Annotated in this window: 22 protein-coding genes, 2 pseudogenes and 1 other annotated feature; all 24 genes and pseudogenes read right to left on the reverse strand. The window is 34.7% G+C overall.

Going from position 1 to position 26,444, the window contains the following annotated elements; all coding sequences use genetic code 11:
• Positions 1 to 2: 2 nt before the first annotated feature.
• Positions 3 to 662 (reverse strand): annotated as a pseudogene (locus TTHE_RS11815) (substrate-binding domain-containing protein); the annotation flags it as partial.
• Between the two features lie 129 nt (positions 663 to 791).
• On the reverse strand, positions 792 to 1,883 hold the full coding sequence (locus tag TTHE_RS11820) for an RNA-guided endonuclease InsQ/TnpB family protein (RefSeq protein WP_013298798.1): 1,092 nt from the start codon (positions 1,881 to 1,883) through the stop codon (positions 792 to 794).
• A 90-nt stretch (positions 1,884 to 1,973) separates the two neighbouring features.
• Positions 1,974 to 2,360: pseudogene (locus TTHE_RS11825) on the reverse strand (sugar ABC transporter substrate-binding protein); the annotation flags it as partial.
• Between the two features lie 156 nt (positions 2,361 to 2,516).
• Positions 2,517 to 3,044: a tryptophan transporter gene (locus TTHE_RS11830; RefSeq protein WP_013298799.1), complete on the reverse strand. Its 528-nt coding sequence runs from the start codon at positions 3,042 to 3,044 to the stop codon at positions 2,517 to 2,519.
• Between the two features lie 89 nt (positions 3,045 to 3,133).
• Positions 3,134 to 3,365, reverse strand: a binding site (T-box leader).
• Positions 3,366 to 3,502: 137 nt separating this feature from the next.
• Positions 3,503 to 3,667 carry a hypothetical protein gene (locus TTHE_RS14415; RefSeq protein WP_013298800.1) on the reverse strand — a complete coding sequence of 55 codons (165 nt, stop codon included), beginning with the start codon at positions 3,665 to 3,667 and terminating at the stop codon, positions 3,503 to 3,505.
• 188 nt (positions 3,668 to 3,855) lie between these two features.
• A complete protein-coding gene (mglC, locus tag TTHE_RS11835) occupies positions 3,856 to 4,848 on the reverse strand; it encodes a galactose/methyl galactoside ABC transporter permease MglC (protein ID WP_013298801.1) in 993 nt (330 codons plus the stop codon).
• 16 nt (positions 4,849 to 4,864) lie between these two features.
• Positions 4,865 to 6,382, reverse strand: a complete 1,518-nt coding sequence (locus TTHE_RS11840) for a sugar ABC transporter ATP-binding protein (protein WP_013298802.1) — start codon at positions 6,380 to 6,382, stop codon at positions 4,865 to 4,867.
• 99 nt (positions 6,383 to 6,481) lie between these two features.
• Positions 6,482 to 7,564 (reverse strand): galactose ABC transporter substrate-binding protein, encoded by a 1,083-nt coding sequence (locus tag TTHE_RS11845; protein WP_013298803.1) that lies wholly within the window; start codon positions 7,562 to 7,564, stop codon positions 6,482 to 6,484.
• A 695-nt stretch (positions 7,565 to 8,259) separates the two neighbouring features.
• On the reverse strand, positions 8,260 to 9,039 hold the full coding sequence (kduD, locus tag TTHE_RS11850) for a 2-dehydro-3-deoxy-D-gluconate 5-dehydrogenase KduD (protein ID WP_013298804.1): 780 nt from the start codon (positions 9,037 to 9,039) through the stop codon (positions 8,260 to 8,262).
• 16 nt (positions 9,040 to 9,055) lie between these two features.
• Positions 9,056 to 9,886 (reverse strand): 5-dehydro-4-deoxy-D-glucuronate isomerase, encoded by an 831-nt coding sequence (gene kduI, locus TTHE_RS11855; RefSeq protein ID WP_013298805.1) that lies wholly within the window; start codon positions 9,884 to 9,886, stop codon positions 9,056 to 9,058.
• Positions 9,887 to 9,983: 97 nt separating this feature from the next.
• A complete protein-coding gene (locus tag TTHE_RS11860; RefSeq protein WP_013298806.1) occupies positions 9,984 to 10,976 on the reverse strand; it encodes a LacI family DNA-binding transcriptional regulator in 993 nt (330 codons plus the stop codon).
• 40 nt (positions 10,977 to 11,016) lie between these two features.
• A complete protein-coding gene (locus TTHE_RS11865; protein WP_013298807.1) occupies positions 11,017 to 11,283 on the reverse strand; it encodes a type II toxin-antitoxin system RelE family toxin in 267 nt (88 codons plus the stop codon).
• Positions 11,276 to 11,500, reverse strand: a complete 225-nt coding sequence (locus TTHE_RS11870; protein WP_013298808.1) for a DUF2281 domain-containing protein — start codon at positions 11,498 to 11,500, stop codon at positions 11,276 to 11,278. Before TTHE_RS11870 ends, TTHE_RS11865 begins: the two co-directional genes overlap by 8 nt.
• A gap of 110 nt (positions 11,501 to 11,610) precedes the next feature.
• Entirely contained in the window at positions 11,611 to 13,227 is a 1,617-nt protein-coding gene (locus tag TTHE_RS11875) for a mannitol dehydrogenase family protein (protein WP_013298809.1), read from the reverse strand.
• Between the two features lie 33 nt (positions 13,228 to 13,260).
• Positions 13,261 to 14,667, reverse strand: coding sequence for an NADP-dependent phosphogluconate dehydrogenase (gndA, locus tag TTHE_RS11880; RefSeq protein WP_013298810.1), 1,407 nt, complete (start codon positions 14,665 to 14,667; stop codon positions 13,261 to 13,263).
• An 18-nt stretch (positions 14,668 to 14,685) separates the two neighbouring features.
• On the reverse strand, positions 14,686 to 16,170 hold the full coding sequence (locus TTHE_RS11885; protein ID WP_013298811.1) for a gluconokinase: 1,485 nt from the start codon (positions 16,168 to 16,170) through the stop codon (positions 14,686 to 14,688).
• 18 nt (positions 16,171 to 16,188) lie between these two features.
• Complete coding sequence (locus TTHE_RS14245; protein ID WP_013298812.1) at positions 16,189 to 17,166, reverse strand: D-isomer specific 2-hydroxyacid dehydrogenase family protein; 978 nt, start codon at positions 17,164 to 17,166, stop codon at positions 16,189 to 16,191.
• An 18-nt stretch (positions 17,167 to 17,184) separates the two neighbouring features.
• Positions 17,185 to 18,636 (reverse strand): tagaturonate epimerase family protein, encoded by a 1,452-nt coding sequence (locus TTHE_RS14250; RefSeq protein ID WP_013298813.1) that lies wholly within the window; start codon positions 18,634 to 18,636, stop codon positions 17,185 to 17,187.
• A 40-nt stretch (positions 18,637 to 18,676) separates the two neighbouring features.
• A complete protein-coding gene (locus TTHE_RS11900) occupies positions 18,677 to 19,438 on the reverse strand; it encodes a DeoR/GlpR family DNA-binding transcription regulator (protein ID WP_013298814.1) in 762 nt (253 codons plus the stop codon).
• A gap of 252 nt (positions 19,439 to 19,690) precedes the next feature.
• On the reverse strand, positions 19,691 to 20,560 hold the full coding sequence (locus TTHE_RS11905; protein ID WP_231292658.1) for a sugar phosphate isomerase/epimerase family protein: 870 nt from the start codon (positions 20,558 to 20,560) through the stop codon (positions 19,691 to 19,693).
• Positions 20,539 to 21,876 (reverse strand): MATE family efflux transporter, encoded by a 1,338-nt coding sequence (locus TTHE_RS11910; protein WP_013298816.1) that lies wholly within the window; start codon positions 21,874 to 21,876, stop codon positions 20,539 to 20,541. The genes TTHE_RS11905 and TTHE_RS11910 overlap by 22 nt, the downstream gene beginning before the upstream one ends.
• Before the next feature lie 155 nt (positions 21,877 to 22,031).
• Positions 22,032 to 23,522: a UxaA family hydrolase gene (locus TTHE_RS11915; RefSeq protein ID WP_013298817.1), complete on the reverse strand. Its 1,491-nt coding sequence runs from the start codon at positions 23,520 to 23,522 to the stop codon at positions 22,032 to 22,034.
• 1 nt (position 23,523) lies between these two features.
• A complete protein-coding gene (locus TTHE_RS11920) occupies positions 23,524 to 24,975 on the reverse strand; it encodes a tagaturonate reductase (RefSeq protein ID WP_013298818.1) in 1,452 nt (483 codons plus the stop codon).
• A 100-nt stretch (positions 24,976 to 25,075) separates the two neighbouring features.
• Positions 25,076 to 26,434: a family 4 glycosyl hydrolase gene (locus tag TTHE_RS11925; RefSeq protein WP_013298819.1), complete on the reverse strand. Its 1,359-nt coding sequence runs from the start codon at positions 26,432 to 26,434 to the stop codon at positions 25,076 to 25,078.
• Positions 26,435 to 26,444 lie beyond the last annotated feature (10 nt).

The raw sequence follows: 26,444 nt of genomic DNA on the forward strand, positions 1-26,444 counted from the left end.
TACTAATCTTTTTGTTTTATCTTATCCTCATACTCTTTTACATTGCTTTTTGTAATAATATTTACGCCTGTATCTATGAATGTAGAAACATCATTATTTTTTTTGATTTCCATCATTGCTTTAATGCTCTCATACCCCATCTTATATGGGTCACTCATAACTGTACCGTAAATAATGCCTTTATCAACATATCTCAAAATATCCGGTGTATCGCCGTATCCAACAATCGCTATCTCGCCAACCTTGCTAAAATCCACAACAACTTGAGCCGCACCTATCGTATCAACCGAATCCGTTATATACAGTGCGTTTATTCCTTCACCGCCGTTTATTATTGACTGAGTTATTTCTTCAGCGCTTAGGGCTCCTAACTGTGACGTATATACTTTTGATACCTTCATTCCTGGAGTGCTATTAATAACACCTAAAAAGCCATTCAGCTTTAGATTTTGGCTTGCCGTATCTTTTCCCACATCGTTGCTCATAATAACTGCTATATTAGCTTTACCGCCTGTTGCCAACTTCATAAGTTTTCCCGCTTCTTCTCCCAATATAAAGCTGTTTGCACCAACAAATGATTTCCTTTTGCTGTCTTTTAAATCATTTTCAATTGTGACAACAGGTATTTTGTTTTCGTATGCTTCATTTATTAATGTAGTGAACCTACTCCATCCTATAGAGGCTGGAGCTTCCTACTTCATAGACCATTGCCTGCTGTTATTCACAGCAGGTCTTACACAATCTCCATAGGCGTAACTTCGGGAGGAACCTTCCCTACAAAAATATTACTCTTAGGCTGTTATGCCTAATTGTCTTAATCCTTCATACAACACATTTATCGCTGCATTTACATCTCTGTCTATCTCTAATCCACACTCACATTTGTGTACTCTTACTGATAAGTCTTTTTCTACTATTCTTCCACATCCTGAGCATCTTTGCGATGTATATGCTGGATTTACTTTTATGAATATTTTTCCTTCTCTCTCCGCTTTATACTGTAGATATTTGTCTAACATTCCCCATCCTGCATTTGCTATTGATTTTGCAAGTTTATGATTTTTCATCATATTTTTTACTTGCAAATCTTCAACGCATATAATGTCATTATGTTTTACTATGTTATAGCTTATTTTGTGGAGATAGTCTCTTCTCTGATTTGCTACTTTTTCATGAAGCTTCGCTAATCTTTTCTTTTGCTTTTCTCTGTTTTTGCTTCCTTTCTTTTTTCTTGATAATTGTCTCTGTGCTTTTTTTAGTTTCTTCTCTGATTTTTGTAGCCATCTAGGATTTGAGTATAATTCTCCATCTGATGTTGCAGCTATTGAGTTTATTCCTTTGTCTATTCCTATTGCTTTTTCTCTTATGACTGTTTTTTCTTTTTCTATTTCAACTGACAGATTTATATACCATTTTCCTGCATGGTATTTTATGTTTATTGTTTTGACTTTTGTCGGATCAAAATTTCTGTGTGCTTTTATTTTTATATGTCCTATATTTTTTATATATACATATCCTTCTTTGCCAAAGTTTCTTTTTGCTTCGCATTGTGGAAGTGTTATAGATGTGTAGTGGTATCTGTCTTTGAATTTAGGATATTTTGCTCTTTTGTCAAAGAAGTTTTTATATGCTCTATCTAATCTTCTCAACACATCCTGTAATATCTGCGATTGTACTGTCTTGTATTCTGGATGTTCTTTTTTGTATTTTGGGAGCATATTTTGCTGTTCTTCGTATGTAAGTCCTTTGCCATATTCTTTATAATGTTTTATTCTTTGGTCTAGTGAGTAATTATATAATTTGCGGCACAAATATAATGTATAAAAGAGTTTTTCTTCTTGTTCTTTTGTTGGTTCTATGAGAAAATGCTGACATATCATCATCTTTTCTCACCTTGGCTTTCTACGATAAAATTTTCTGCATCTATTATGACATATTATTCTATGGCAGACAATAGAAATTCATCTCCCACCTATAGAGGATGGGAGACTTCTTTCAAGCCTTTTGTTAAAATCTCCATCATAAGAAACATGCGTTATGATGCCATCAACTTTCGACAGAACTGCAATATCGAGAAATTCTAACTCTTCATCTAAATTATTAAATTTAGGAGCATTAAATTCAACAGCAACGTTGTAATACTTTGCGGCATCTTCTGCACCTTTTTGCACTTCTTTCCAGAAAGGATCGACAGAATTTTGCGCGACCAGATAGAAATGATAAGACGGTTTTCCTGCTAAAACTGGTTCTTCAATTTGCTGAAATTTATATAGAAAAATGCTGAGTACCGCAATCAAAGACATCAATATCAAAATTATATTTCTTTTCAAAAAAGCGGAAACTTTCTGTAACGTTTTCACAATAGCCCCTCCATAACTTACTTCTCGAATAAAATATTACGATATTGCTAAAACTTTTTCAATAGAAAGATATTAAATAGATGTCACACAGCATTTTAATTCTACACAAAAATAAAAAATCCTCTTGCGAGGATTTGCATTGGCAAAATAAAATTTTTATTTATTGACAACTAAAGTAGATTTTGAAACCTTCTTTATAATATAATATCCAATCACAGTAACTACTGTATTTACAATTGACGTCGGTAAAACTACTGTTAACATGAGAAGATAGAAAGGACCCGGCAATCCAGCTATAATTGATACAACGCCTAAAAATACAGAACCTGATATGATCGTTCCAATGATACCTACAATTCCAGCGATTATTCCTTCGTTTACTCTATTTCTTAGAAGCTTAAGCATTAAAATTATAATGGTTGATGTAACAAGTTTGTCTATAGGATTAGCAATCTGACCGCCAGGCATCGATCCTGTTAGAGCTGTCAGTATACCTGCTATAATCGCTGTAACATAATTTATCTTTAAATCATCAACAAGCATTAAAGATATAAAAAGCATAGATAGCATAAAATCTGGTCTCATATTAAGCATAAATGCAGGAGTAATAAAGTGCAGAACAACGCCAATCGCCATAAGAAGCGCGCAAAGTATAAACTCTCTCAATGTCTTTCTTGAATTCACTCCCTTCACCTCCTTTCCACCCAATCAAGTAATCTGTCAAATTAAACTTAAAGATAAATTTGAGTAATAAAAAAACCTTTCACCCCAAATGTAGGGGCGAAAGGCTACGCTTCCACGGTGCCACCCTTCTTAAGACTATATGTCTTATCTCTAAGCACACTATCATGTGCATCACATATAACGGTGCTTACCGGCTCGGCTACTAAACTTCACCTCGCATCTCACAGGCCCATTCACAAAAGCTATAATAATCAGGCTCCCACCATCCCTGACTCGCTTGTATTAATCGCTAATGCTACTATTCCTGATCATCGAAAAATCTTTTATTTTTTTATTATTATACAGCGATAAAATAGCTCTGTCAATAGTTTTTTCAATTTTGGGACAATACATGTAATTGAAATTTTATCGCAATAAAAAAATCCCCTCAGTAAATACTGAGGAGATATTGTGCTATGCTATCTCTGTACTGTTGGTCTAAACATATCTAAAACGCCAAGGACAACATGAGCTAAGCCAAAACCAGTAATTCCAGCTCCAATCATACCACCAGTCATAAGTCCTGCAGCTGTTACAGCTGCACCAACTCCGGTAACAACCCAGCTTGTAGTTCTTCCATTCATAGTAAACGCCTCCCCAAATAATATTATTCACAAAAAATTAAATATTATAATAGGAATAACGTTTTTAACTGGTTATTTTTTTTGTTTTAAATGAAAGTTATATATAAATTTTTTCATTAATATAAAAAATTATACCTTTAATTAAAAAGCTCTCTTTTTAAATTTTAAAAAGAGAACTTTTTGTTATTTTATTTTTTAGCTAAGTATTTTCTGATGTCAACTGCCACGGCAGAAACTATTATTAAACCTTTTATGATTAACTGCCAATATGGATTCATGCCTATAAATGTTAATCCATAATTTATAACTGTAAATATAAACACACCTACAATTATACCTGGAATTGTTCCCACACCGCCAGATACTGACCAGCCACCAACAACGCAAGCCGCTATCGCGTCCATCTCATACATATTACCGTACTCGCTTGTAGCTCCTCCAGTTCTAGCTGCTTCTAAAAATCCTGCCATAGCATAAAGCATACCTGCAATAGCAAACATCAACAAAATGCGGCGCTTTACATTAACTCCAGATACAATAGCTGCTTCTCTATTTCCTCCAATAGCGTACAAGTCTTTGCCAAAACTTGTCTTATTTAAAATAATCCACATGATTAGGGTAATAACAGCAGCAATGATTATCAAATATGGTATACCGAATATACTTCCTGTACCAATGTTTGTAAAATCACTCCTTAATCCAGCTATAGGCTGGGAATTATTCGGTGGTTGACTAAAATAAATATTGTCAACACCATAAATTATAACCATTGAAGCAAGAGTAGCTATAAAAGGTGGTACACTAAATTTAGATATAGCAAAGCCATTTAATAAGCCAAAAAGAAATCCAATAACTAATGTTATCAAAAGTGGTACTATTATAGGTAACTGCGGTAGTCCAGGGAAAAATCTGTTTGGATAACTAGCTGTTTGCAGCAGTGAAGCAGAAATTACAGCCGCAAAGCCTACCATACGTCCGGCAGATAAGTCTGCGCCACCTATTAATATAGCAAATGAAGCACCAAGTGCAACAATTATTCTAGTAGAACTTTGTGATAATATATCTCTAAAAACTCTTAATGATAAAAAAGAAGGATTCTTTATAGCAATAGCTATAATCAATAATAACAAAGCAAAATATATTGCATATTGCGATAAATAATCTTTGATTTTATTATGCATCTATATCTCCTCCGTATCAATTTGTATATTTACTAGCTAACCTCATAATTTTTTCTTCTGTCGCATCTTTTTTATCAAGTATTCCTGATAAATGTCCTTCGCACATAACCATAATTCTATCAGCCATCCCAAGAAGTTCTGGCATTTCAGAAGAAATCATGATTATGCTTTTTCCTTCCTTTGTAAGTTCATTCATGATTGTGTAAATTTCGTACTTCGCTCCAACGTCAATGCCACGGGTTGGCTCATCAAGTATCAATATCTCAGGTACAGTAAGAAGCCATCTCGCTATTAATACTTTCTGCTGATTTCCACCAGACAAATTTTTAATCAAAGTTCTCAGCGATGGAGTCTTAACTTTTAAAGTGTCTACCATCTTATTAGTATCTTCTTTTCTCTTCTTGTCATTTAAAAGCATAAAACTGCCTCTATACTTTTTTATATTAGCAATAGTAGAATTTTCTAATATATTTAAATCAGGAAATATTCCCGTAGATCTCCTTTCCTCCGTTAACAAAGCCATCCCATTTTCTTTTGCATCTATAGGTGACTTTATAGTTACCTCTTTACCATGTATAAAAATTTTACCTGACTCAATTGATCGTAATCCAAATAAAGCTTCTACCAGTTCTGTCCTCTGAGAACCTACTAGACCACCTATGCCTAATATCTCACCTTTTCTAAGTTCAAATGAAACATTTTTAAAAGACTTAGGCATTGGAGAAGACAAATTCTCTACTTTTAATATAACGCCATCAGGTTCATTTTCTCTAGCAGGAAACCGATTAGTTAATTCACGTCCCACCATCTTTGATATTATCATGTCTTCAGTTAAGTCATCAACATTCCAAGTGCCTACCATCTTTCCATCACGCATAATAGACACTTCATCTGCTATTTGGAATATTTCATCTATTTTATGAGAAATATATATTATAGCAACCCCATTCTCTTTCAAATTTCTTATCAATTTAAATAAATGATCAACCTCATTTTCTGTAAGAGATGATGTAGGTTCATCCATAATTATTATCTTAGCATTATATGAAATAGCTTTAGAAATCTCTATATATTGAATTCTTGATGCTGACAGATTTCTCACAATTTCAGTCGGTTTAATATCTACATCAATGCTAGATAAGAGCTTTTCTGTATCTTCATACATTTTCTTCTCATCAACTAATTTTACAAACCCGTAATTTTTCATAGGGAATCGCCCTAGCCAAATATTTTCCATTACGTTTCTAAATCTTACAGGATGCAACTCTTGATGAATCATAGAAATGCCATAGTCTAATGCCTCTTTCGAATCTCTAATATTTATTTTATTGCCATTTAATATGATTTCACCTGCATCAGGTTTATATATACCAAAAAGGCATTTCATCAATGTTGACTTTCCAGCACCATTTTCACCCATGATTGCATGAACAGTTCCTGCCCGCACTTTAAGAGTTACATCGTCAAGAGCCTTTACGCCTGGAAATTCTTTGGATATGTTATTCATTTCAAGAATAAATTCATTAGCATTCATTGTCAATGCCTCCTGACATTTGCCATTATATAATTAATAAAATTTTGTAAAGCAAGGATATTTCAAATCCCTGCTTTACAAAGTGCTAATTTAAACCTATTATTGCTCAGCGTCACTTATGTTGTCTTTTGTAATCTTTTTATAAGGTATCCACACATACTTGCCATCAGTGATGTCATAGCCGATGTTATCTTTTGTCGGTGTTATGCCTTGTGCAAGCTCATAAGCTATATTAAATGTAGCCTTTGCCTGATTTTTTGCATCGTTTAAAACGGTTCCAAGAAGAGTTCCATCTTTAATAGCTTGTATACCTGGTGCTGTAGCATCAACACCTACAACTGGTATATATTTATTACCTGTGAAGTATCCTGCTGACTTAAGTGCTTCAATAGCACCCAGTGCCATATCGTCATTATTGCAGAACACTGCTTCTATCTTATCGCCAAATGATGACAACCACGCAGCCATTTTATCATGTGCTGTTACTCTGTCCCAGTTTGCATAATCTTTCGCTAATTCTTGAACTTTAATTCCTGCATCTTTTACGGTCTGTATTGAATACTGAGTACGAAGTATTGCATCCTGATGGCCTGGCTGTCCCATCAACATAACATATTGCATTACACCATCATGGTTTTTATCCGCTTCAGGATGCGCTTTCCAGTAATCTGCCATGATTTGTCCCTGCAAAATGCCTGATTGTTCTGCTTTTGCACCAACATAATAAACTTTATCCCACTTTTTCATATCTTCTGGTAAAGGTTCTCTATTGAAAAATACAACTGGAATATTAGCTTGTTTAGCTTTATCAATAATTGTACCTGCCGCAGTTCTATCAACTGGATTTATAGCAAGTGCGTTCATCTTCTTCGTTATAAAAAGATCCACTTGATCATTTTGCGTTGGCTGTGAATTTTGGCTATCAACCATGTTCAATTTAGCCTTGCCTTGTGCTTCAGCAGTCATTGCATTACGAACGCCTGTCATGAATGTATCATCAAATTTATATATAGCAACACCTATATTGAGCTGTTTACCGCTATCTGAAGAAGCTGTTTTATCAGACTGCTGTGAACTGCTAGAAGAGCTATTAGATGAAGTAGTATTTGAATTTCCACAACCCGTAAGTAATGCTGATAATACAAGAACAACTAAAACGAGATAAGTTAAAATCTTTTTCATAAATAAATCTCCCTTCTTTTAATGGTAATAGATTACAATCAATTAATTTAGTAAACATTTAAATTGTATTTCTATTACTATCACCTTCTTTCAAAAAAATTCATTGTATTGCATACCTTTACTGTCCTTATATTAAAATTTTTAAAACCTTTTTAACATTGAATAATTAAGATTAAATCTTTATATTTCTCAACGTTTCCATAAAAGTTAAAATTGCAAATTATATTTTTTACAATTGACACTGTCTTTAGAATTCTATAAGCTGTTTTCTAAAATAGAATATTACCTTATTTTTTAAACTTTTTCAACAAAAAGATATTAATCTCTTGTCACATATCATTTTAATATCTAATTAAAAATATTAATTTAAAATACATCACTTTTACTATATATATTAAATATATCAGCCTCCTACTTTGTTAAATATTCTAATTAATTTTATATAAAAAGAATTTTTTACTAATTATAATCTTCGTCTATTATCAACAAAAATAATTACCTTTCTTAAGACAAATTGTATCATTTTTATTTATCTACGTCAAGTACATAATTATATATTCGACGTCAAATTAAAAATTCCTTCTTGAGTGTAACTGATTTTATTAAAAATTTTTATAAACTATCGTAATTGTTTTTGTAGTAAAATAAATGCGTAGCGATTAAGCCACGCATTTATTTTAACTAACAAATTTATCCTACCTAACAAGCCAACCGCCATCCACAGCTAGTATGTGTCCATTTACATAGTCTGAAGCTTTACTTGCCAAAAATACTAAAGCGCCCATCACATCAAATGGATGCCCCCACCTTCCTGCAGGTATCCTTGAAAGTATTTCTGCGTTTCTATTTTCATCAGCCCTTATTGGAGCTGTATTGTTTGTCTCAATATATCCCGGTGCTATTGCATTTACTTGTATATTTTTGTCAGCCAATTCATTAGCAAAAGCTTTTGTTATACCCGCTACGCCGTGTTTTGATGCTGTATATGGTGGAACAAATTTTCCACCTTGAAATGAAAGCATTGAAGCTATATTTATAATTTTGCCACTGCCTTGCTTTACCATAACTTTTGCTACCTCGTGGCTTAAATAATACACTGCATTTAAGTTTATGTCGAGAACTGCCTTCCAATCTTCATCTTTGTACTCAAGAAGCGGTGCCCTCCTTATTGTCCCTGCATTATTGACAAGCACGTCTATCTTGCCGAAAGATTCGAGACACTTGTCTACAACTTCATTTATATTCTCTCTAACCGATAAATCTGTCTGGAAGAATTCTACCTTTCGGCCTTCTTTTTCAATAAGTTCCCTCGTTTCATCAAAGCGGTCATTATGAGTAACGATGAATAAGTCAGCACCTGCCTTCGCAAGTGCAACGGCATATCCTTGTCCTAATCCGGTATTGCCACCTGTAACTATGGCAACTTTGCCATCTAGTCTAAAAAAGTCCATTGAAAAGTCTGTAATATTGTACATGTTTTACCTCCTTCTCTTACCTCAGATCTTTTGTAGGTATTTCATCCATATCAGTAAACGTCTGATTTTCTCCAACCATTCCCCAAATAAATGTGTAATTCTTTGTACCTACGCCTGAGTGAATTGACCAGCTTGGCGATATAACTGCTTGCTCATTTTTAACAACAATATGCCTCGTTTCGTTTGGTGTACCCATGAAATGGAATACTACATTATCTTCGTCCATATTGAAATACAGATAAACTTCCATTCTTCTGTCATGTGTATGACACGGCATCGTATTCCATATGCTACCAGGCTCTAATATCGTCATACCCATGACTAATTGACAGCTTTGACATACTGCAGGATGTACATATTGATTTATTGTCCTTTTATTGCATTCTTCATCTGTACCGGCTTTTACTTTGTTAGCCTCACTTAAGCCTATTTTTACAGTAGGATAACTCTTGTGTGCAGTCGCACTATTTATATAGAATTTTGCTGGATTATTTGCGTCCAAGCTTTCAAAGCTGACTTCTTTTATGCCCATGCCCACGTACAATCCATCGCTGTTATTTAATTCATATCTTTCACCGTCCAAATTCACAATGCCTGTTCCACCTATATTAATTATTCCCATCTCTCTTCTTTCTAAAAAATAATTAGAGCCCAATTCTTTGCTTGCCTCTAAGTATAGTGGCTTATCTGTCGGAACAGCACCTGCTACGATTATCCTGTCTACATGACTGTACACCATATAAAGCTTACCTGGTGTAAATAAATTTTCAATTAGAAAATGCTTTCTTAACTCAGTTGTGTCATAATGCTTAACGTCTTCATAATGACTTGCATACCTTACTTCCATATTAAAAGCCTCCTCTTAATTCATCATTTCATAGTGTTACCGTTAACGAAATGTTCCAAATTAAGTATACCCCTTATTTAGAGAATAGTCAATAACGCTAAATATTTTCTCCTAAAGATTTTCTGATCACCAATTTAGGTTTAAGTATGATCTTTTTTGGTACCGTACTTTCATCTGCTAATAGATTTAATAAAGTTTCAGCTGCAACTTTCCCCAGTTGATTGCCATTTTGATCTACCGTCGTCAATGGCACAGGCAGCATTGATGATTGCTCAATATTGTCATATCCGGCAACTCCTATGTCCTCAGGTATCCTGATATTGTTTAAATAACAATATTTTACAACTCCTAAAGCCACCGTATCATTTATTGCAAAAATGCTATCAACGCCTTTCTCAATAAGCACTTTTGTCAAATTGAAGCCATCTTCAAATGTAGCATTGCTATTTAAAACAATTTCATTATCGAGCTCTATATTATTTTTCTTCAAAACATCTTTATACGCTTTAAATCTTTCATTAGATGCACTAGAACTGCTATGACCCAGTATAACTCCAATCCTTTTAAATCCTTGTTTTATCATGTGACTTATAATTTCTGATGCTCCATGATAGTTGTCATTGCCAACAAAGCTTACATCAAGCCCTTCCGCGTAATTATCTGCCATCACTAATGGTATTTCCTTCGCTATACCTTCGTAGTCTTCTTTCCTTGGCTGCACAGGCAAAATAATTATTCCATCAACTCTTCCTTCCGCAAGGAAATTCAAATATCTTATCTCATCATCTTTTCTTCTATCGCTGTTGCACAGCAAAAGTCCATAACCTTGCAAACTCAGATATGAGCTTACACCTTTGCTTACATGTGAATAATATTGATTTGTTATATCTGGTATAATAAGGCCTACCATGTTAGTCTTTTTTGTCACCAAGCTTCTAGCTGCAAAATTAGGCCTGTATCCTAGTTCTTCACAAGCTTTCAGAATTTTTTCTTTTGTAGCTTGTGATATCTGATTGCTATTATTCAATGCTCTTGATACAGTCATGGCTGACACACCGCAGTATCTAGCCACATCTCTTATGTTGACCAAAATAATCACCTTTTTTTTCTAAATAATATAACTAATCACTTTAATATTTTTTATAAACATCACCACGATTCCCTACTGTAACCACTATAACTAATGCTTTTTCCTCTTTGATCGTATAAATAATTCTTATATCGCCTAATCTGTACCTGTATAATTGACAAGACATGCCTTTAAGTTTCTTTATGTTTTTTCCACCATATGGTGAAAGTGATATTCTCTCTATACAATTCTTAATTCTTTCCTTTGTTTTTTTATTATATTTTTCAATACATTTAACGGCTTCTTTTGAAAGTTGAATCTTATACATCTTTAAACACGTCCTCAAAGTCATATATATTGCCGTTCTCTATATCTTTTAATCCTCTTTCTATAGATTCCATCAATTCTTTATCATTAAGTATTTCATCATCTTCTGCTTCATCTTTTAATTTTAAAAATTCCATAAAATCAATTACTTCTACGATCTTATCCTCAGGTAACTCTTCAATAATGTCCAGTACTTTCTTTTTTAAAGTATTATCCATTTTTCAACACCACCGTTGTTATTATTTTTTTCTTTTATTATAATTTATTTTTATAAAAATAAAAAGTGCAGAAGAAATTTTCCTCTGCACTCACGAATTTCATTTTATATTTAGCATTCAAGATATTTTTTAAGGGTATTTCTTACTGCACCAGTACCAGAAATCAGTTCTTTAAAGTAGCTTTCTACCTTTTCTCCCAAGCCAACCTCATATAAGTCAAGTCCAAATATTTCTTTGTTTGAAAGAATGGGCCTTAAGTTGTCTTTTACGGAGTCAACATCGCCAAGCCTAATATTTGATACGTGAGATTTTAAATCATTTAAAAGCGGATCTGGACTTAAATCCATATGATTTCCTTCATCATCAATCCCCATCAGATATCTGCACCAACCTGCTATGACTAATGGTATAAATTTTAAGTCATTTACTTCAAGATCGCTTCTATGAATATACGATTTAATCGTCTCCCCAAACCTGATTCCCATCTTTTGTGATGTATCTGTTGCGATTCTCTGTGGCGTATCCGGCATGTACGGGTTCGGAAGCCTTACTTCGATTACTTCTTTTATAAATTCTTCCGGATCAAGTACTTTTGGATTTATGACAACAGGCATTCCTTCTACATAGCCAATTTTTTCAACTAGCTTTCTTAAACAATCATCCTTCATTTCATCTGCTATTGTTTTATAATCTAATAAGCATCCGTATATAGCTAATGCTGTATGAAGCGGATTTAAGCATGTTGTGACTTTCATTCTCTCGACTTTTTCAACTGTCTCTTTGTCGGTCAAAAGGACTCCTGCCTCTTCAAGTTTCATGCGCCCATTGGGAAATTTATCTTCTATAACCAAGTATTGAGCTTTTTCAGCATTTACAAATGGAGCAATCACTGTATTTTTAGATGTCGTGATTATGTTCATATCTTCTAAGCCTTTTTCCTCTAATGATTTTTTTACTAATTCATGTGGCCTTGGAACTATCTTGTCTATCATCGTAAGCGGGAAAGAAATCTTTGACGGATCATTTAAATATTGAGTAAATCCCTTGTCTACAAATCCTTTATTTGCCCATTCCTCGGCAATTGTCATTACAGCACTGTAAAGCCTTTCACCATTGCCGGAGAAATTGTCTAGGCTGACAAGTGCGAGAGGATACTCTCCCTTTTTATACCTAGAGTAAACAAGAGATACAAGCTTTGACACGACATTCTTAGGATTCTCCGGTCCTGCTTCAATGTCTTCCATGACTTCTTTTATAAAATTACCTGCAAAATCTTTTAAATTGTAGCCTTTTTCTGTTATTGTCATACTTGCTATTTGAAGCGAAGGATTAGAGAATACCTCATTTAATCTATCCCAATTTTCTTTATTTGACGGATCTGCAAGCAAAATATCGCTTATGCTGCCTACTACTTCTTTTTCCAATGTTCCATCGGAATTCATTATAACTAGTAGCCCTAAATTATCATAAGGCACGTATATCTTGTCGTGCACTTCAAAATCGTACGATTCAACTGCGATTATACCTGAATCTGCCAAGCCTTTATTCAGAAGTGTTTGCTGCAGCATTGCTATAAATCCTCTAAATATATTGCCCGCTCCAAAGTGAACCCATCTTGGATTCTTCTTTGTTTCGTCTATTACCTTATCTATATCAAACTGCGGAAGCTTTATCCCCATCTCTTCCCATTTCTTAGGATCTTTTAATTCATGTCTTTTTAATTTCATCCCAAATCTCTCCCTACTCAAAATTTTATATTGTTAATCTTGCTCCCACTCTGTATGGAAAATGCCTTCCATATCAATTCTTCTATAAGTATGTGCACCGAAGAAGTCCCTCTGTCCTTGTATTAAGTTTGCAGGAAGATTTGCTTCTGACATGCTAAAGAAATAATCTAGCGAAGAATTAATCGTAAGCGTCGGGATGTAGAAATCTTTAGCCAGTTTTGTCACTTTCTTTATAGATTCTAATTTTTCTGCCAAATAGCTTATAGACTTTTGACTGTTTAACAAGTTGATATTTGTTTTGTCATCAGAGAGGATTTCTCTTAAGAAATCTAAAATTCTGGCCCTTATAATGCATCCACCTTTCCAAATTCTTAAGACTTCAGAAAGATCTATATTGTAGTTGTACACCTTTGATGCTTCAGATATAAGCCAAAGCCCTTGTGAAAAGGAGGCAAATACAGCAAAAAGCAGCGAATTCTTTAAATCCTCAATTATTTCATCTCTGTTTAAATTGCCTGTAGGATAATTTCTCTGTACTCTCTTTGAAATCTTAGTTCTTTCTTCTTTAAAGAAAGACAATGCCCTTCCAACAACTGCAAGATTTAATGATGGTGTAGGAATTCCCAAGTCAAGAGACGTCTCTGCCGTCCACTTACCTGTACCCTTTTGTTCTGCTTCATCTAGAATAAGCTCTACAAGTGGCCTTCCCGTCTTTTCGTCTTTATGCTTCATGATTTTATACGATATTTCCATCAAATATGAATTAAGCTCACCTTTATTCCATTCTTCAAATATATTGCCAATTTCTTCACTGGAAAGCTTCAAAACCTTCCTCATCACGTCGTATACTTCTGATATTGACTGCATTATAGCATATTCTATTCCATTGTGAACCATCTTTACAAAATGTCCAGCAGAATAATTGCCAACATATGTGCAGCATGGGCCAGATTCTGTTTGGGCAGCTATTTTAAGAAGCAATTCATTTACCATGTCATAAGCCTCTTTTGTTCCACCAGGCATCAACGACGGTCCATGCAGTGCACCGTATTCGCCGCCAGAAACACCCATGCCTAAATAATATATTCCCTTTGCATTCAGTTCTTCAATTCTCCTGTTTGTGTCTTTAAAGTATGAATTGCCACCATCTATTATTAAATCCCCTTTGTCTAGATACGGTAAAAGTTCTTGTATGACATCGTCAACAGGCTTACCAGCCTTAACCATGAGGATTATTTTTCTTGGCTTTTCCAAAGACTCTACGAATGATTTAATATCGTAGTATGGATAAATCTTTTCGTCTTTCACCTTTTCATTTATAAATTCATCAGTCTTTTGACGAGATCTATTGTAGCCTGACAGGCTATAGCCCTTTCTTGCAATATTTAAAGCTAGATTTTGTCCCATTACGGCTAGTCCAATTAATCCAATGTTGTTCATCTTATTTACCTCCATCTTTTATAATTTACTGTGAACCTCAAATAGGTTCTTTAAATCCTTTGTCATCAACTTAAAAAATTGAAATCCCTTGTCATATTGCCTTATTTTTTCATCTTGAGGCACATAAACATTTTTTATTTTTACCATTTTCTTTGTCGCCTCATCAAGGTCTTTATATATCCCTAGTGAATAGAAGCCAAGCAATGCTGAACCTAAAAGCTCAGGCTCTTCTACATTAGATACCTTTATAGGCAGGCCTAATACAGATGAAAATATGTCCATCCATAAATCAGAGTTCGTACCACCTCCTCCTGCCCTTATCTCTTTAACTTCAACGTTGTTGTCCTTGACTGCTTCATAAAGCATCCTTAAAGAGTACGCAACACCTTCCATTCCAGCCTTGATCATATGCCCTTTATTGTGATTGTTTTTCAGCCCAAAATATACACCTGATGCAATATTCCCAATTTCCTTATCTCTCTCTCCTGTGATATACGGCAAGAAAAAGAGATTTGATGTATCTACCTTTAAAGCCTCATTTGTCAGTTCATCATAACTTACATTAAAAATATTGTCTCTTAACCACCTTAAAATTATCCCTGCATTGTTTATGGCTGCACCGACAAACCATTTTCCTGATGAAAGGTAATACGTTTGAAGCCTCATTGAGTCTTCCTTATCCAGTATAGCTTCAGGATAAGCTACTCTAAACATTCCAGTAGTGCCTATATTTATCGCGCCAACACCTTCTTCAAATGCTCCGATGCCTATACCTACTGCCCCACCATCATAAACACCAGGAAGAAGTTTTACATCTCCTTCCAAACCCAAAAGCTCTTTTGATTTTTGTGGCAACTCAGCCAAAATTTCATCTGACGGTACTATCTCAGGCAGCCTGCTTTCATCTAATCCCAATATGTTTAAAGAATAGCTATCCCATTTAAGCGTATTTATATTCATAAGGCCTGTAGCAGATGATATGCTTGGCTCTGTATACGGCTTATTTAGAAGCCTTGATATTATATAATCTTTTGAGCTTAAAAAATACTTGGCTTTATCAAATACTTCTTTTCTCCTTTGTTTTAACCAAAAAATCTTAAATAAAGGTGCATGAAATGTAGGTGCAAAGCCTGTCCTTTTGTACGCTTCATTTACATCAATTGTGCTTAACAGGTCTTCATAAGTTTCCTTTGCCCTTAAGTCAAGAAGCGTCATTATCCCCATCAATGGGTTTAAACCATCATCAACCGGAACTAATCCAAACATGTAAGACGATGGTATTATCAGCGAAATTTTCCCTTCAAATCCCTTTGATGCTTCCTTTGCCGCCTTAACAAACGCTGCAAAAAGCACTTCTGGATTATGTTCAGCCTTTCCATCATTATCCCTCTCTAGCGGAATCTCAGACCTAGAAAGGCTTAATACATTTCCGTCTTTATCTACAACGCCTGCTTTTAAATTTGTCGTACCTATATCAACACAAAGAGCTAACCTATCTTCCATATTAATCCTCCACGATTCTTATTTTATCACGCCATCAGGAACTTCGCCATTTAAAACTTTCTCCACATCTGAAACGACTTTGTCTCCCATTCCTTTTAAACATTCTCTAGTGTATGCAGAAATATGTGGCGTGATAATGACATTTTCATACGCTAAAAGCGGATGATTCTCATCAATAGGTTCATTTTCAACAACATCCATGCCTACACCGGCAACAATTCCATCATCAAGAGCTTTTATTAAGGCATCCTGGTCTATAAGCTCTCCTCTAGCAGTATCAACAATATAAACGCCTTTTTTCATTATTGAAAATTCTTTTTTAGATAGCATATGGTAATTTCCTGCATTTAACGATGCATTTAAAGATATCATGTCTGCCGTCTTGAGAAGCTCTTCTAAAGTCTTTACCGGTTCTGCTCCTCTTTCCCTTATTAAACCCGGTGCCAGATACGGATCGTATGCGATAACTTTAGCATTAAATCCATATTTCAATATTTCACAAACCCTGCTGCCTATATTGCCAATGCCTATTATGCCTATTACCTTATCTCTAAGCTCTGCACCCATGAAGCTGGCTCTTTCACTCCACTTGCCATCCTTCACTTTAAGAGATGCTCCTCTTACCTTTCTTACAACGTCTAGTAAAAGTGTAACTGCAGATTCAGCTACAGCTTCTCTTTCAACATATCCATCAACTTTTGTGACGTAAGTCCCTTTTTCTTGAGCGCTTTTTATATCAATGTTGTCGTATCCTATGCCATGCCTTGTAATAAGAAGCGTCTTGTCTTTATACTGGAAAAACTCCTTGTCATAGTACGGCTTCACACTGGCTATGATGATTGAGTATCCCATAAGTTCGTGAGCCAATTCTTTGCCTCTCATATCGTAAGGAAATTGAAATCTGTCCACTTCCCCAAACTTTTTTAGCTTCTCTAAATGCTCAGGAAAATTCCTGCCAAAACTGCTGGAATTGACAATTGCTATCTTTACACTCATTTTTTCTCCTCCTAAAATTTATTTTTCATAGTATATTTCTTTCAAATGATTTTCTATGTTATCAGAAACCATTTTATAATGCTCTTCTTCATAATCATTAAGCATATCTTTAATCTCTTTTCCTTTTAAGTCAAGCAAAACGCCAAAAGATATGTGGAAAAGCTGCTTTATCTCTGGTCTCAATGTAAATTCAGGATTGTCAAGTTCCGGCTCATCTTTAAAATCATCTTTTTTAATCAAAACCTTGTAAGATTTCTTGCTTTCTTCCAGATTTGATAAAGCGATTTTATACAGTTTTCTGTAGAATTCTTTGTCAAACTTGTAAATCAGATTTACAGCCTGCAGCCAGCTTGTACCTGATGTCTTTATATGAAAATTTTTCTCAGTAATATCGCTAAATATCCTGTAAATGCTGAACTTATCGCTTCCTGAATGAAGGCTTATCTTGTACCCGCCTATCATCCTTGACAACTGGTAATGTTTTTTGAGCTCTAACAAAAATTCATCCAAATCTCCAATGTAGTCAACAGCCTTTTCAAATTCCCCAGGAAATTTCGGTGCTATGCTGAAGAAATCTATGCCGTTTCTGTGGAGATATTCTGCTACATACAAATGGTCCTCCAAAGTCGTTACCTTTCCACCCTCATCTATAGATATCTCCATGTCAAAATCACTTAATTTTTCTTTTAAAATGTTATTTACTTTATCCACAAACTTCATAGCATTTTCATAAGCAACCGCCGATTTATAGAGTTCCTCTTCTGATACGACATATCCACTATCTGAAATTATGTCTAATTTTTTACCGCTAAAATCTTTAATTATGTCTTTGCTTACCTGAGATAATTCTTGAGCTTTGTTTCTCATCTCTGATGCATTTAAACTGCTGATATCAATTAGCTGTTCGCTTAAGTCCAATGTGTACATTGTATATCCTGCATTTATACCTTCCAATAAGTTATATTCGTCCTTGATATGATCTGCATCTGCACCAAAATGTCCTATATATCCTGTCTCTAATACCCCCAGCACCACCTTTAAAAGGACGTCTTTAAAATCTCTATTTGTCTTTATAAGCTCTCTTGGAGATTGCTGTGCTAATATTGGAAAAACATCGTATTTTTTTAATGCGGTTAATTGAGCTGCTGTAACAAGTCCGAGTCTATCACCAGTTCCAAATGAGGAATTTCCTCTGCAAACTGTAGGCCCTATATGAAATTTGCCATTTAATGTAACGTAATTTTCAAAAGTAAATGGATATATGTTTAAACGCAACTTATCACTGACGTTTTTATCTTCAGAAAAATATGCCCCATTAAGTTTTACATCGCTAGAAGACAGAATGCCGACCATTTTTTCATTTTGCCTTTTAACGACGAATATATATATATTTTCTCCTAGTTTCCTTAGAGAATCAGGGTAAACTTTAAATCCATTCTCTTCCAACGTGGACAAAACATTCCCTATCATTTCTCTTCTCTCCTTTCAAACACGAAAAACCATTATAGATCTATACCAATACTATATTGACATGACTCTTTAAATCTTCTATCACATCAAGATTTTGGTCTCCTGACGTTATCACCTTGTCAACATCCTTTATGTTGCAGAATGATACCATAGCATCCTTGCCAAATTTACTGCTGTCAACAACAACTATAGCCGTTTTTGCAGAGCCAAGCATGGACCTTTTAACTTCCGCTTCAAAAATATCTGACGTTGTAAAGCCTTTTTCTGCCGAAACGCCCGCTGCTGCAAGAAAAGCTGTATCGACATTGTACCGTCTTATATATTCCACAGTATCTGGTCCTACTAATGAATAATTAACGTTTTTTAAGTTCCCACCAGTCAAAAGTAAACTAATATCGGTATTGCTGGCAAGTTCTGCAGCAATATTTAATCCATTTGTTATAACGGTAATATTTTTTATACCTTTAAAATTGATAGCACGGGCTACCTGATAAGTTGTGGACCCTGCATCTAAAAATATGCTCATGCCTTCTTTTATTTCATCCAAAGCCTTATTCGCTATTTTCTCCTTCTCTTCGATATTTTCTTCCATCCTAAATAGTAGTGGTGGAACAATTACATTCTTTTTCAGTACCCCGCCGCCATAGTTTCTCTCAATTAGTCCTTCTTTTTCTAATTCTTCAAGATCTCTTCTTATTGTCTCATCAGATACCTGGAACATCTCGCAAAGCTCAGATACTTTCACAGACTTTTTCTTCATAAGTATTTCTTTTATCTTACCTCTTCTTGTCGCAGCTAACATATAACACCATCCTAAATATACACAAATTCACATCACAACTATATCAAACATGACAAATCATAATTCAAAAGTAAATGATTTATATTATTATTTAAAAATTTATCAACGATCACAAATTTCGGTTTTGAAAAAATTTTTATATTATAAATCTATATTTGGCTTTTTCTCTTCTTTAATTTAATATATTCTACATAAATCCAAAAATTCCTTCTTAAAATCAAAAATTTTTATGTGGTTTTTGTGGATTTTGCATTACACAATTTCGTATTTTTGCCTTAAATATAAAATGCCTTCATCAATAAAAGGTTCTTTCGTGTTTTCCATCAAAATATTGATATACGGCTTGTTATATTTTATAAATTTAAATATGGTATTATAATCCAGCAAACCTTTTCCAACAGGCACAAATTCTAATTTTCCATTCTTTATTGTGAAGTCCTTTGCATGAACAGCCACAATTCTATCACCGTAAAGTTCAAACGCTTCATTAAATATGTTATCTTGATTCATGTAATTTTCTTCTGTCAATAAGTTTGTCGGGTCAAATATAGCCTGCAAGTTGCTTGACCTTATTTCATCCATAAGCCTTTTCATCATTTTAGGAGAATAAACCGGATGATTTACACCAGCCTCAATTCCAACAAAAACTCCAAATCTCTCTGCTTCTTCTACTAATTCACTGACGCTTTTTACAACTTCAAGAAAAGGTTCTTCGCGGAAGTTATCAGTAGTAAAGCCCATCTTAGCATGTACATTTCCTGTCTCTGTCCCCACGATGCTACATCCAAAATCCCTTGCAAACCTGATGTGCTCTTTAAAAAACTCTAATGATCTCCTCCTTTCATCTAAGTCTGGATGAATTATGTTTACATAGCATCCAAGTACTGCAATCTGGATGTTATGACTTTTAAAAGAATCCCCAATATAGCGGGCTAACCCGGAAGATAAACTTCCATTTTTCAAATTTAATTCTGGAAAAGATTTATTAATGGCCAATTGAACAGAAGAAAGCCCTTTTTTAAAAACTTCTTCCGGGAGTTTCTCTATTGAAAGATGCTCTAAATCATGTGCTCTAATACCTAAATTCACAAATACCACCTCTATACCACAGCTTTCTGCCACTTCGTGCCCCTTAACCTTGTCAGGTAAAGTATGCCTCTCACAGCCCAGTCTGTAAACATGCCTATCCAAACACCAACAAGCCCAAAATTTAAAATTACTCCTAAAACATAACCTAATATTATTCTGAATACCCACATGCCAATAATAGACGTCATAAGAGTATATTTTGCATCGCCAGCGCCTTTTAATCCTGCAGGCAAGACAAATGACAATGCCCACAAAACCATACAAAGCAAATTAAGCCTTACAACCTTCACAGCTATATTTATGACGTCCTGATTTGTGGTATATATTGAGACTAAAAATCTTGAAAATGGATATGAAACAAGCCCTAGTATACCCATGCATGTGCTAGCAAGAGCTGTCATGTAGTACAGTGATTTTCTCGCTGCATTTGGATCACCCCTGCCCATGTCCTGACCAACAACTATCGTTGAAGCTATGCTTAATGCATTCCCAGGTATATTGAATATCTGCTGTATTGAAAAACCTATAGAATTGGCAGCTATTGATGCAGTTCCAAAGTAGACAACAAAGACCTGCGTTATAAGTTTGCCACCGCTGAATAAAAGCGACTCGATTCCTGCCGGAAGCCCAATATTAAATATAGATCTAAGCATTTTGTAATCCGGCTTGAAATAACGCAAATTGCTTAATTTTATCACGCTAGTTCCCTTTATTAAAACATATAAAGCAATTATAGCTCCCACAAGCCTTGACAATCCAATACCTATTGCTGCTCCTTTCACACCCATGCCATGAAATCTTAAAATCTTTAACCCGTATATAAATAAATAACTTAAAATGACATTCAATACGTTTATGAATATATTTATATACATAGGTGTCTTGGTATCTCCAGCACCTCTTAAAACTCCAAATGCCACCAACTGGGCAGTTATGAACGGGTATGTCACAAGACTTATCCCTAAGTATAAAATTGCATTTTCAAAAACTATTTTCTCTGCCTTACCAAATAGCAAATAAACAAGATGATACCTCAAAAACCATATTAAAATAGTTATCAAAATCGTAATGAATTCTCCAGAGTACATTATCTGCTTGCTGGCTTCGTTAGCAGCCTTTTGATTCTTTTGACCAATGTAAGTAGCTACCACAACTGTACCGCCAACTGCCAGTGAAGAAAAAAATCCAATCAAAATGTTATTTATTGAGTCAGCCATTCCTATAGATGATATAGCTTCTTTTCCAAGTCTACTGGCTAATATTGTATTTATTATGCCCATGGAGCTTATAAATGTCTGCTCCGTTATTATAGGCCCAATCAACTTTAATATGTCTTTATTAATAAACATTGCTTTCCTCGATCCCTTTAAAGCTTTAATAGTAATCATCTAATGTATAGGAAAGATGCCCCTTGAAAAGTATATAACTAAAGTCAGTATTACAAAGCTTAATAAAGTACTATTTGTGATACAAACTCCTTGCAATAGCTGTCATTTTACCATGTCTACAGTGTTACACCATTCTTAAAAATAGCAATCTCCTTAAAATTGTTCTTCTCGTTATTAACAAGCTCCCCACTAGCCACCCTAATTACATATCTAACCAATTCTTCTAAAACTTCATCGATATTTTTATCTTCAACAAGAGTTCCAGCATTGAAATCAATCCAATTTTGTTTTAATTGGTATAATTGAGTATTTGTAGATATCTTTATTGTTGGAACAAATGTGCCGTACGGCGTACCTCTTCCTGTCGTAAACAATATTAAGTGGCATCCAGAAGCCGCTAATGCAGTAGATGAAACAAGGTCATTTCCAGGCGCATTTAAGAGGTTTAACCCTTTCTTCTTAACCGTATCACCATACTTTAAGACATCAACCACCTCTGATTTACCACCTTTTTGAACGCACCCTAGAGATTTTTCTTCCAGAGTTGTTATCCCGCCAGCTTTATTTCCTGGAGAAGGATTTTCATATATAGGCTGATCGTATTTCATGAAGTACTGCTTAAAATCATTTATCAGGTTAACAGTCTTTTTAAATACATCTTCGTCATGTGCTCTTTCCATAAGCATTTGCTCTGCGCCAAACATCTCAGGGACTTCTGTCAGTACAGCACTTCCACCCTGCGATATAATAAAGTCTGCAAAAGCACCAACTAAAGGATTTGCTGTAATACCTGAAAATCCGTCAGAGCCACCGCATTTAAGTCCTACTGTCAATTCGCTTAAGTCTACGTCTTCCCTCTTATCTTCTTTCATATTGTAATAAAGTTCTTTTAATAATTTTACACCTTCATATATCTCATCTTCAGCATCCTGTGCAACCAAGAATCTGACTCTATCTTCATCGTATTCACTAAGATTTTCTTTAAATGCAGGTATATTGTTGTTCTCGCATCCAAGCCCTAAAACCAAGACACCGCCGGCATTGGGATGCTTTACTATATCCATTAGAATTGTTCTTGTATTGGCATGATCATCTCCAAGCTGTGAACACCCATAGCTATGTTTAAATATCTCTATTCCGTCAATACCGTCTATCTTGACTTCATCTTTGAATCTGTTTATAATTTTTTCTCCTAAACCATTTACACAACCTACAGTCGGTACAATCCACAGCTCATTTCTTATACCTACTTTGCCGTATTTCCTTCTATATCCCTTAAAAGTAATGTTTCTATTTTTTTGTTTATTACCTTCTATTTGTTTTTTATTGTAAACATAGTTTAAAATACCACTTAAATTAGTACTCATGTTGTGGGTATGAACCCATGCACCTTCAGATATATTTGAAAGTGCATGGCCTATAGGATACCCATACTTTATTACGTTCTGTCCTTCTTTAATATTTCTTAAAGCGATTTTATGGCCCCTCGGCACATCATCAAGAAGTGTTATTTTTCTACCATCTTCTACAATTTCTTCACCTTTTTTTATATTCCTTAATACGACTGCCACATTGTCGCTGGAATTTATTTTAATGACATCCTTCATATTATTTTAGCACCTCTTTTAAGGATTCCTTGATTCCATTTTTCTCAATTGAGTAGAGATACTCTGTAACAGCAGTATTCAAACCTTCCACATCGTTTAGATTTATTTTCCAAATTTTATCATATGCAAGTATTTCTGTGACAATATAGTTTAATCTGTCATAGCTACCGTCATATTGTTTCCACAAATTCTTATAAAGCTCCAGTATTTCTGGCTCATCACTTAATGGTATTGTCTCACTACCTCTATTTCCTTTATAAAATTCCATGTAAGAAGCAAGTGAAAAGACAAGTTTTTTAGGAAGCTTTCCAAATCTATTTATATATTCTAAAAGCGATGGCAACACTCTCGTCTCATATTTTGACATTGCATTAAGGGCTATGCTTGTCAGGTAGTGTTTTACGTATGGATTCTTAAACCTGTCAAAGACTTCTTTGACAAACTCTTTAATCTCATCTTCCGGCAAGTCTAAAGTTGGCATTATCTCCTCATATGCAGCATCTCTTATGAATTTGCCTACCACTTCGTCTTCTACAGCTTCCTTAACTGTATCTATACCATATAGATAAGCAACAGGTACCATTGTCGTATGAATCCCATTTAAGATTCTTACTTTTCTATCCCTGTATGGTGTTATATCATCTACAAATTTAACATTCAAGCCGATCTTGCTTGCAGGAAACTCTTCTTCAATCCATTTCGGTCCTTCAATAACCCATAAGTGGAATATTTCTCCTACATCTACCAGGCTATCTTCGTACCCTATCTCCTCCTGTATCTTGTCGATATCCTCTCTTGGATATCCTGTTACAATCCTGTCAACCAAAGTCGAGCAAAATACATTGTCATTTTCTACCCAGTCAACAAACCCTTTTTCTAGATTCCAGTAATCTGCGTATTTTAAAATCATTTCTTTAAGCTTCAAACCATTTTTGTCAATAAGTTCACACGGAATTACAATAAGACCTCTGTCACTTCTTCCATTAAAGTGCTTATACCTTCTATACATAAAGGCAGTCAATTTTGCCGGGAAACTATTATGAGGTGTAATGTCAAACCTGTCATTTTCATCAAATGCAATGCCTGCTTCAGTAGTATTTGACACCACAAACCTTATACTATCGCTTTCAGCTACAGAAAGAAAGGTTTCGTAATCGCTGTATGGATTTATTCCTCTGCTAATGCTGTTTACAACTTTATACGTCCTCTCAGCTTTTCCATCCCTTATCCCTTGAAGAATTAATGTATATAATCCATCTTGTTCATTTAATGCATTAACTAAGCCATTTTGAATAGGTTGGACGACAACGACACTTCCATTAAAAACGCCTTTTTCATTCATCTCATTAATCATCCAGTCGACAAATGCCCTTAGAAAGTTCCCTTCTCCAAACTGTACAACTTTTTCTGGGTATTTCTTATAATCCTTATAAATCTTTGACGATAACTTCATCAATTTCATCCTCCTTAGTACGATTTGTTTTAGCACACGTGAACATTTTATTTTAAAAAAAATATACTGTCGTGTATGCTATGAAAATTCTAATATTATATCAATGCCAATCCTTTAAATATTCCCTCGTGTTATCCATCATCTCATCAAACAACTTTTTACCATCTTCATATGTTAAATTGACAATAGGATCATTTAGCATAGCCTGAAGCGCCAAATCTTTATCTTTCTTTACTGCCGCTTCAAAAATCATCTTTTGATTCAATATATGAGGTCCCATGAGTAGTTTTACTCTATCGGGAATATTCCCAGCAAATATAGGGTATACTCCGTCTTTCGTAAACAAAGAGTTTGTCTCTACAACTGTATTAAAATCGACATTTCCAATCTGTCCTCTATTAGGAATATTTACATTTGTAATAAGGTCGCCTAGCCCTAAAAGTGCTTTTATTTGTTTCACTCCTTCTTCACCTGAAGGAACAGCCTTAAATTCTTCTTCCCCTTTCGCAATTCTTCTACTTTTTTCTATAAGATTTTCTCTATTCTTTATCCTCCATGATACAGGTGTCAAGTGAAATTTCCACTTTTCCACTGTCTCTGGATCTTTTAAATAGTCCTTAGGAGTAAATTCTGCAAGGTGCCTGTCACCTGCAGCTGCTATAAAACCGTATTTATCAAACAAATCAAATTTAACTAAATTTGCTGAATTAAAATAGCTGTCTTGCCAATCGCCCCTGTCTTCATATCCATCGTCTTTATGCTTTTCCACAAACTTCATATATACAGGAAATAAATCTATCTCTTTATAATGGGCCTTTGTTATCCAAGTAAAGTGATTAATTCCTAATACATTTGTATAGATGTCATCTCTTTTGCACTCTATTCCTTCCATTTCCTTAAGAGCCTTAGTAATAAGAGACTGTGTTGAAAAAACTTCATGACAGCAACCAAAAGCTTTTATGTCTGGGAAAGTCTCATAAAGTGTTCTGACGCACAACGCCATTGGATTTGTATAGTTAATTACCCAAGCATTTGGACAATACTCCTTGATTTTGTTAGCAAAATCAACATATATAGGTATCGTTCTTAAAGCCCTAAACAATCCACCTGGACCAGTTGTATCTCCAACAGATTGATATATTCCATATTTCTCAGGTGCATGAACATCTGACATCATTTCGTTAAATGTACCAGGAAGTATTGATATGACTACAAAGTCAGCATCTTTCAGAGCTTCTTCGATGCTTAAAACGCATTTATATTTCCACTGGCTGTTTAGCTTGTTTCCAATAGCCTCATTCAATCTGGCTGATTCCACATCTATATCATATAAATACACTGTTCCTTCCAAAGACTCCTCAAGTGCAAGGTCAGACATTAATTTTCTAGCCCATTCTTTAGAACCACCGCCAATGTATGCTATCTTTAAATCTACTGCTTTATCATCAACATACCTCATCAAAATGCCC

This window comes from Thermoanaerobacterium thermosaccharolyticum DSM 571 (genome assembly GCF_000145615.1).
Classification (GTDB): Bacteria; Bacillota; Thermoanaerobacteria; order Thermoanaerobacterales; family Thermoanaerobacteraceae; genus Thermoanaerobacterium; species Thermoanaerobacterium thermosaccharolyticum.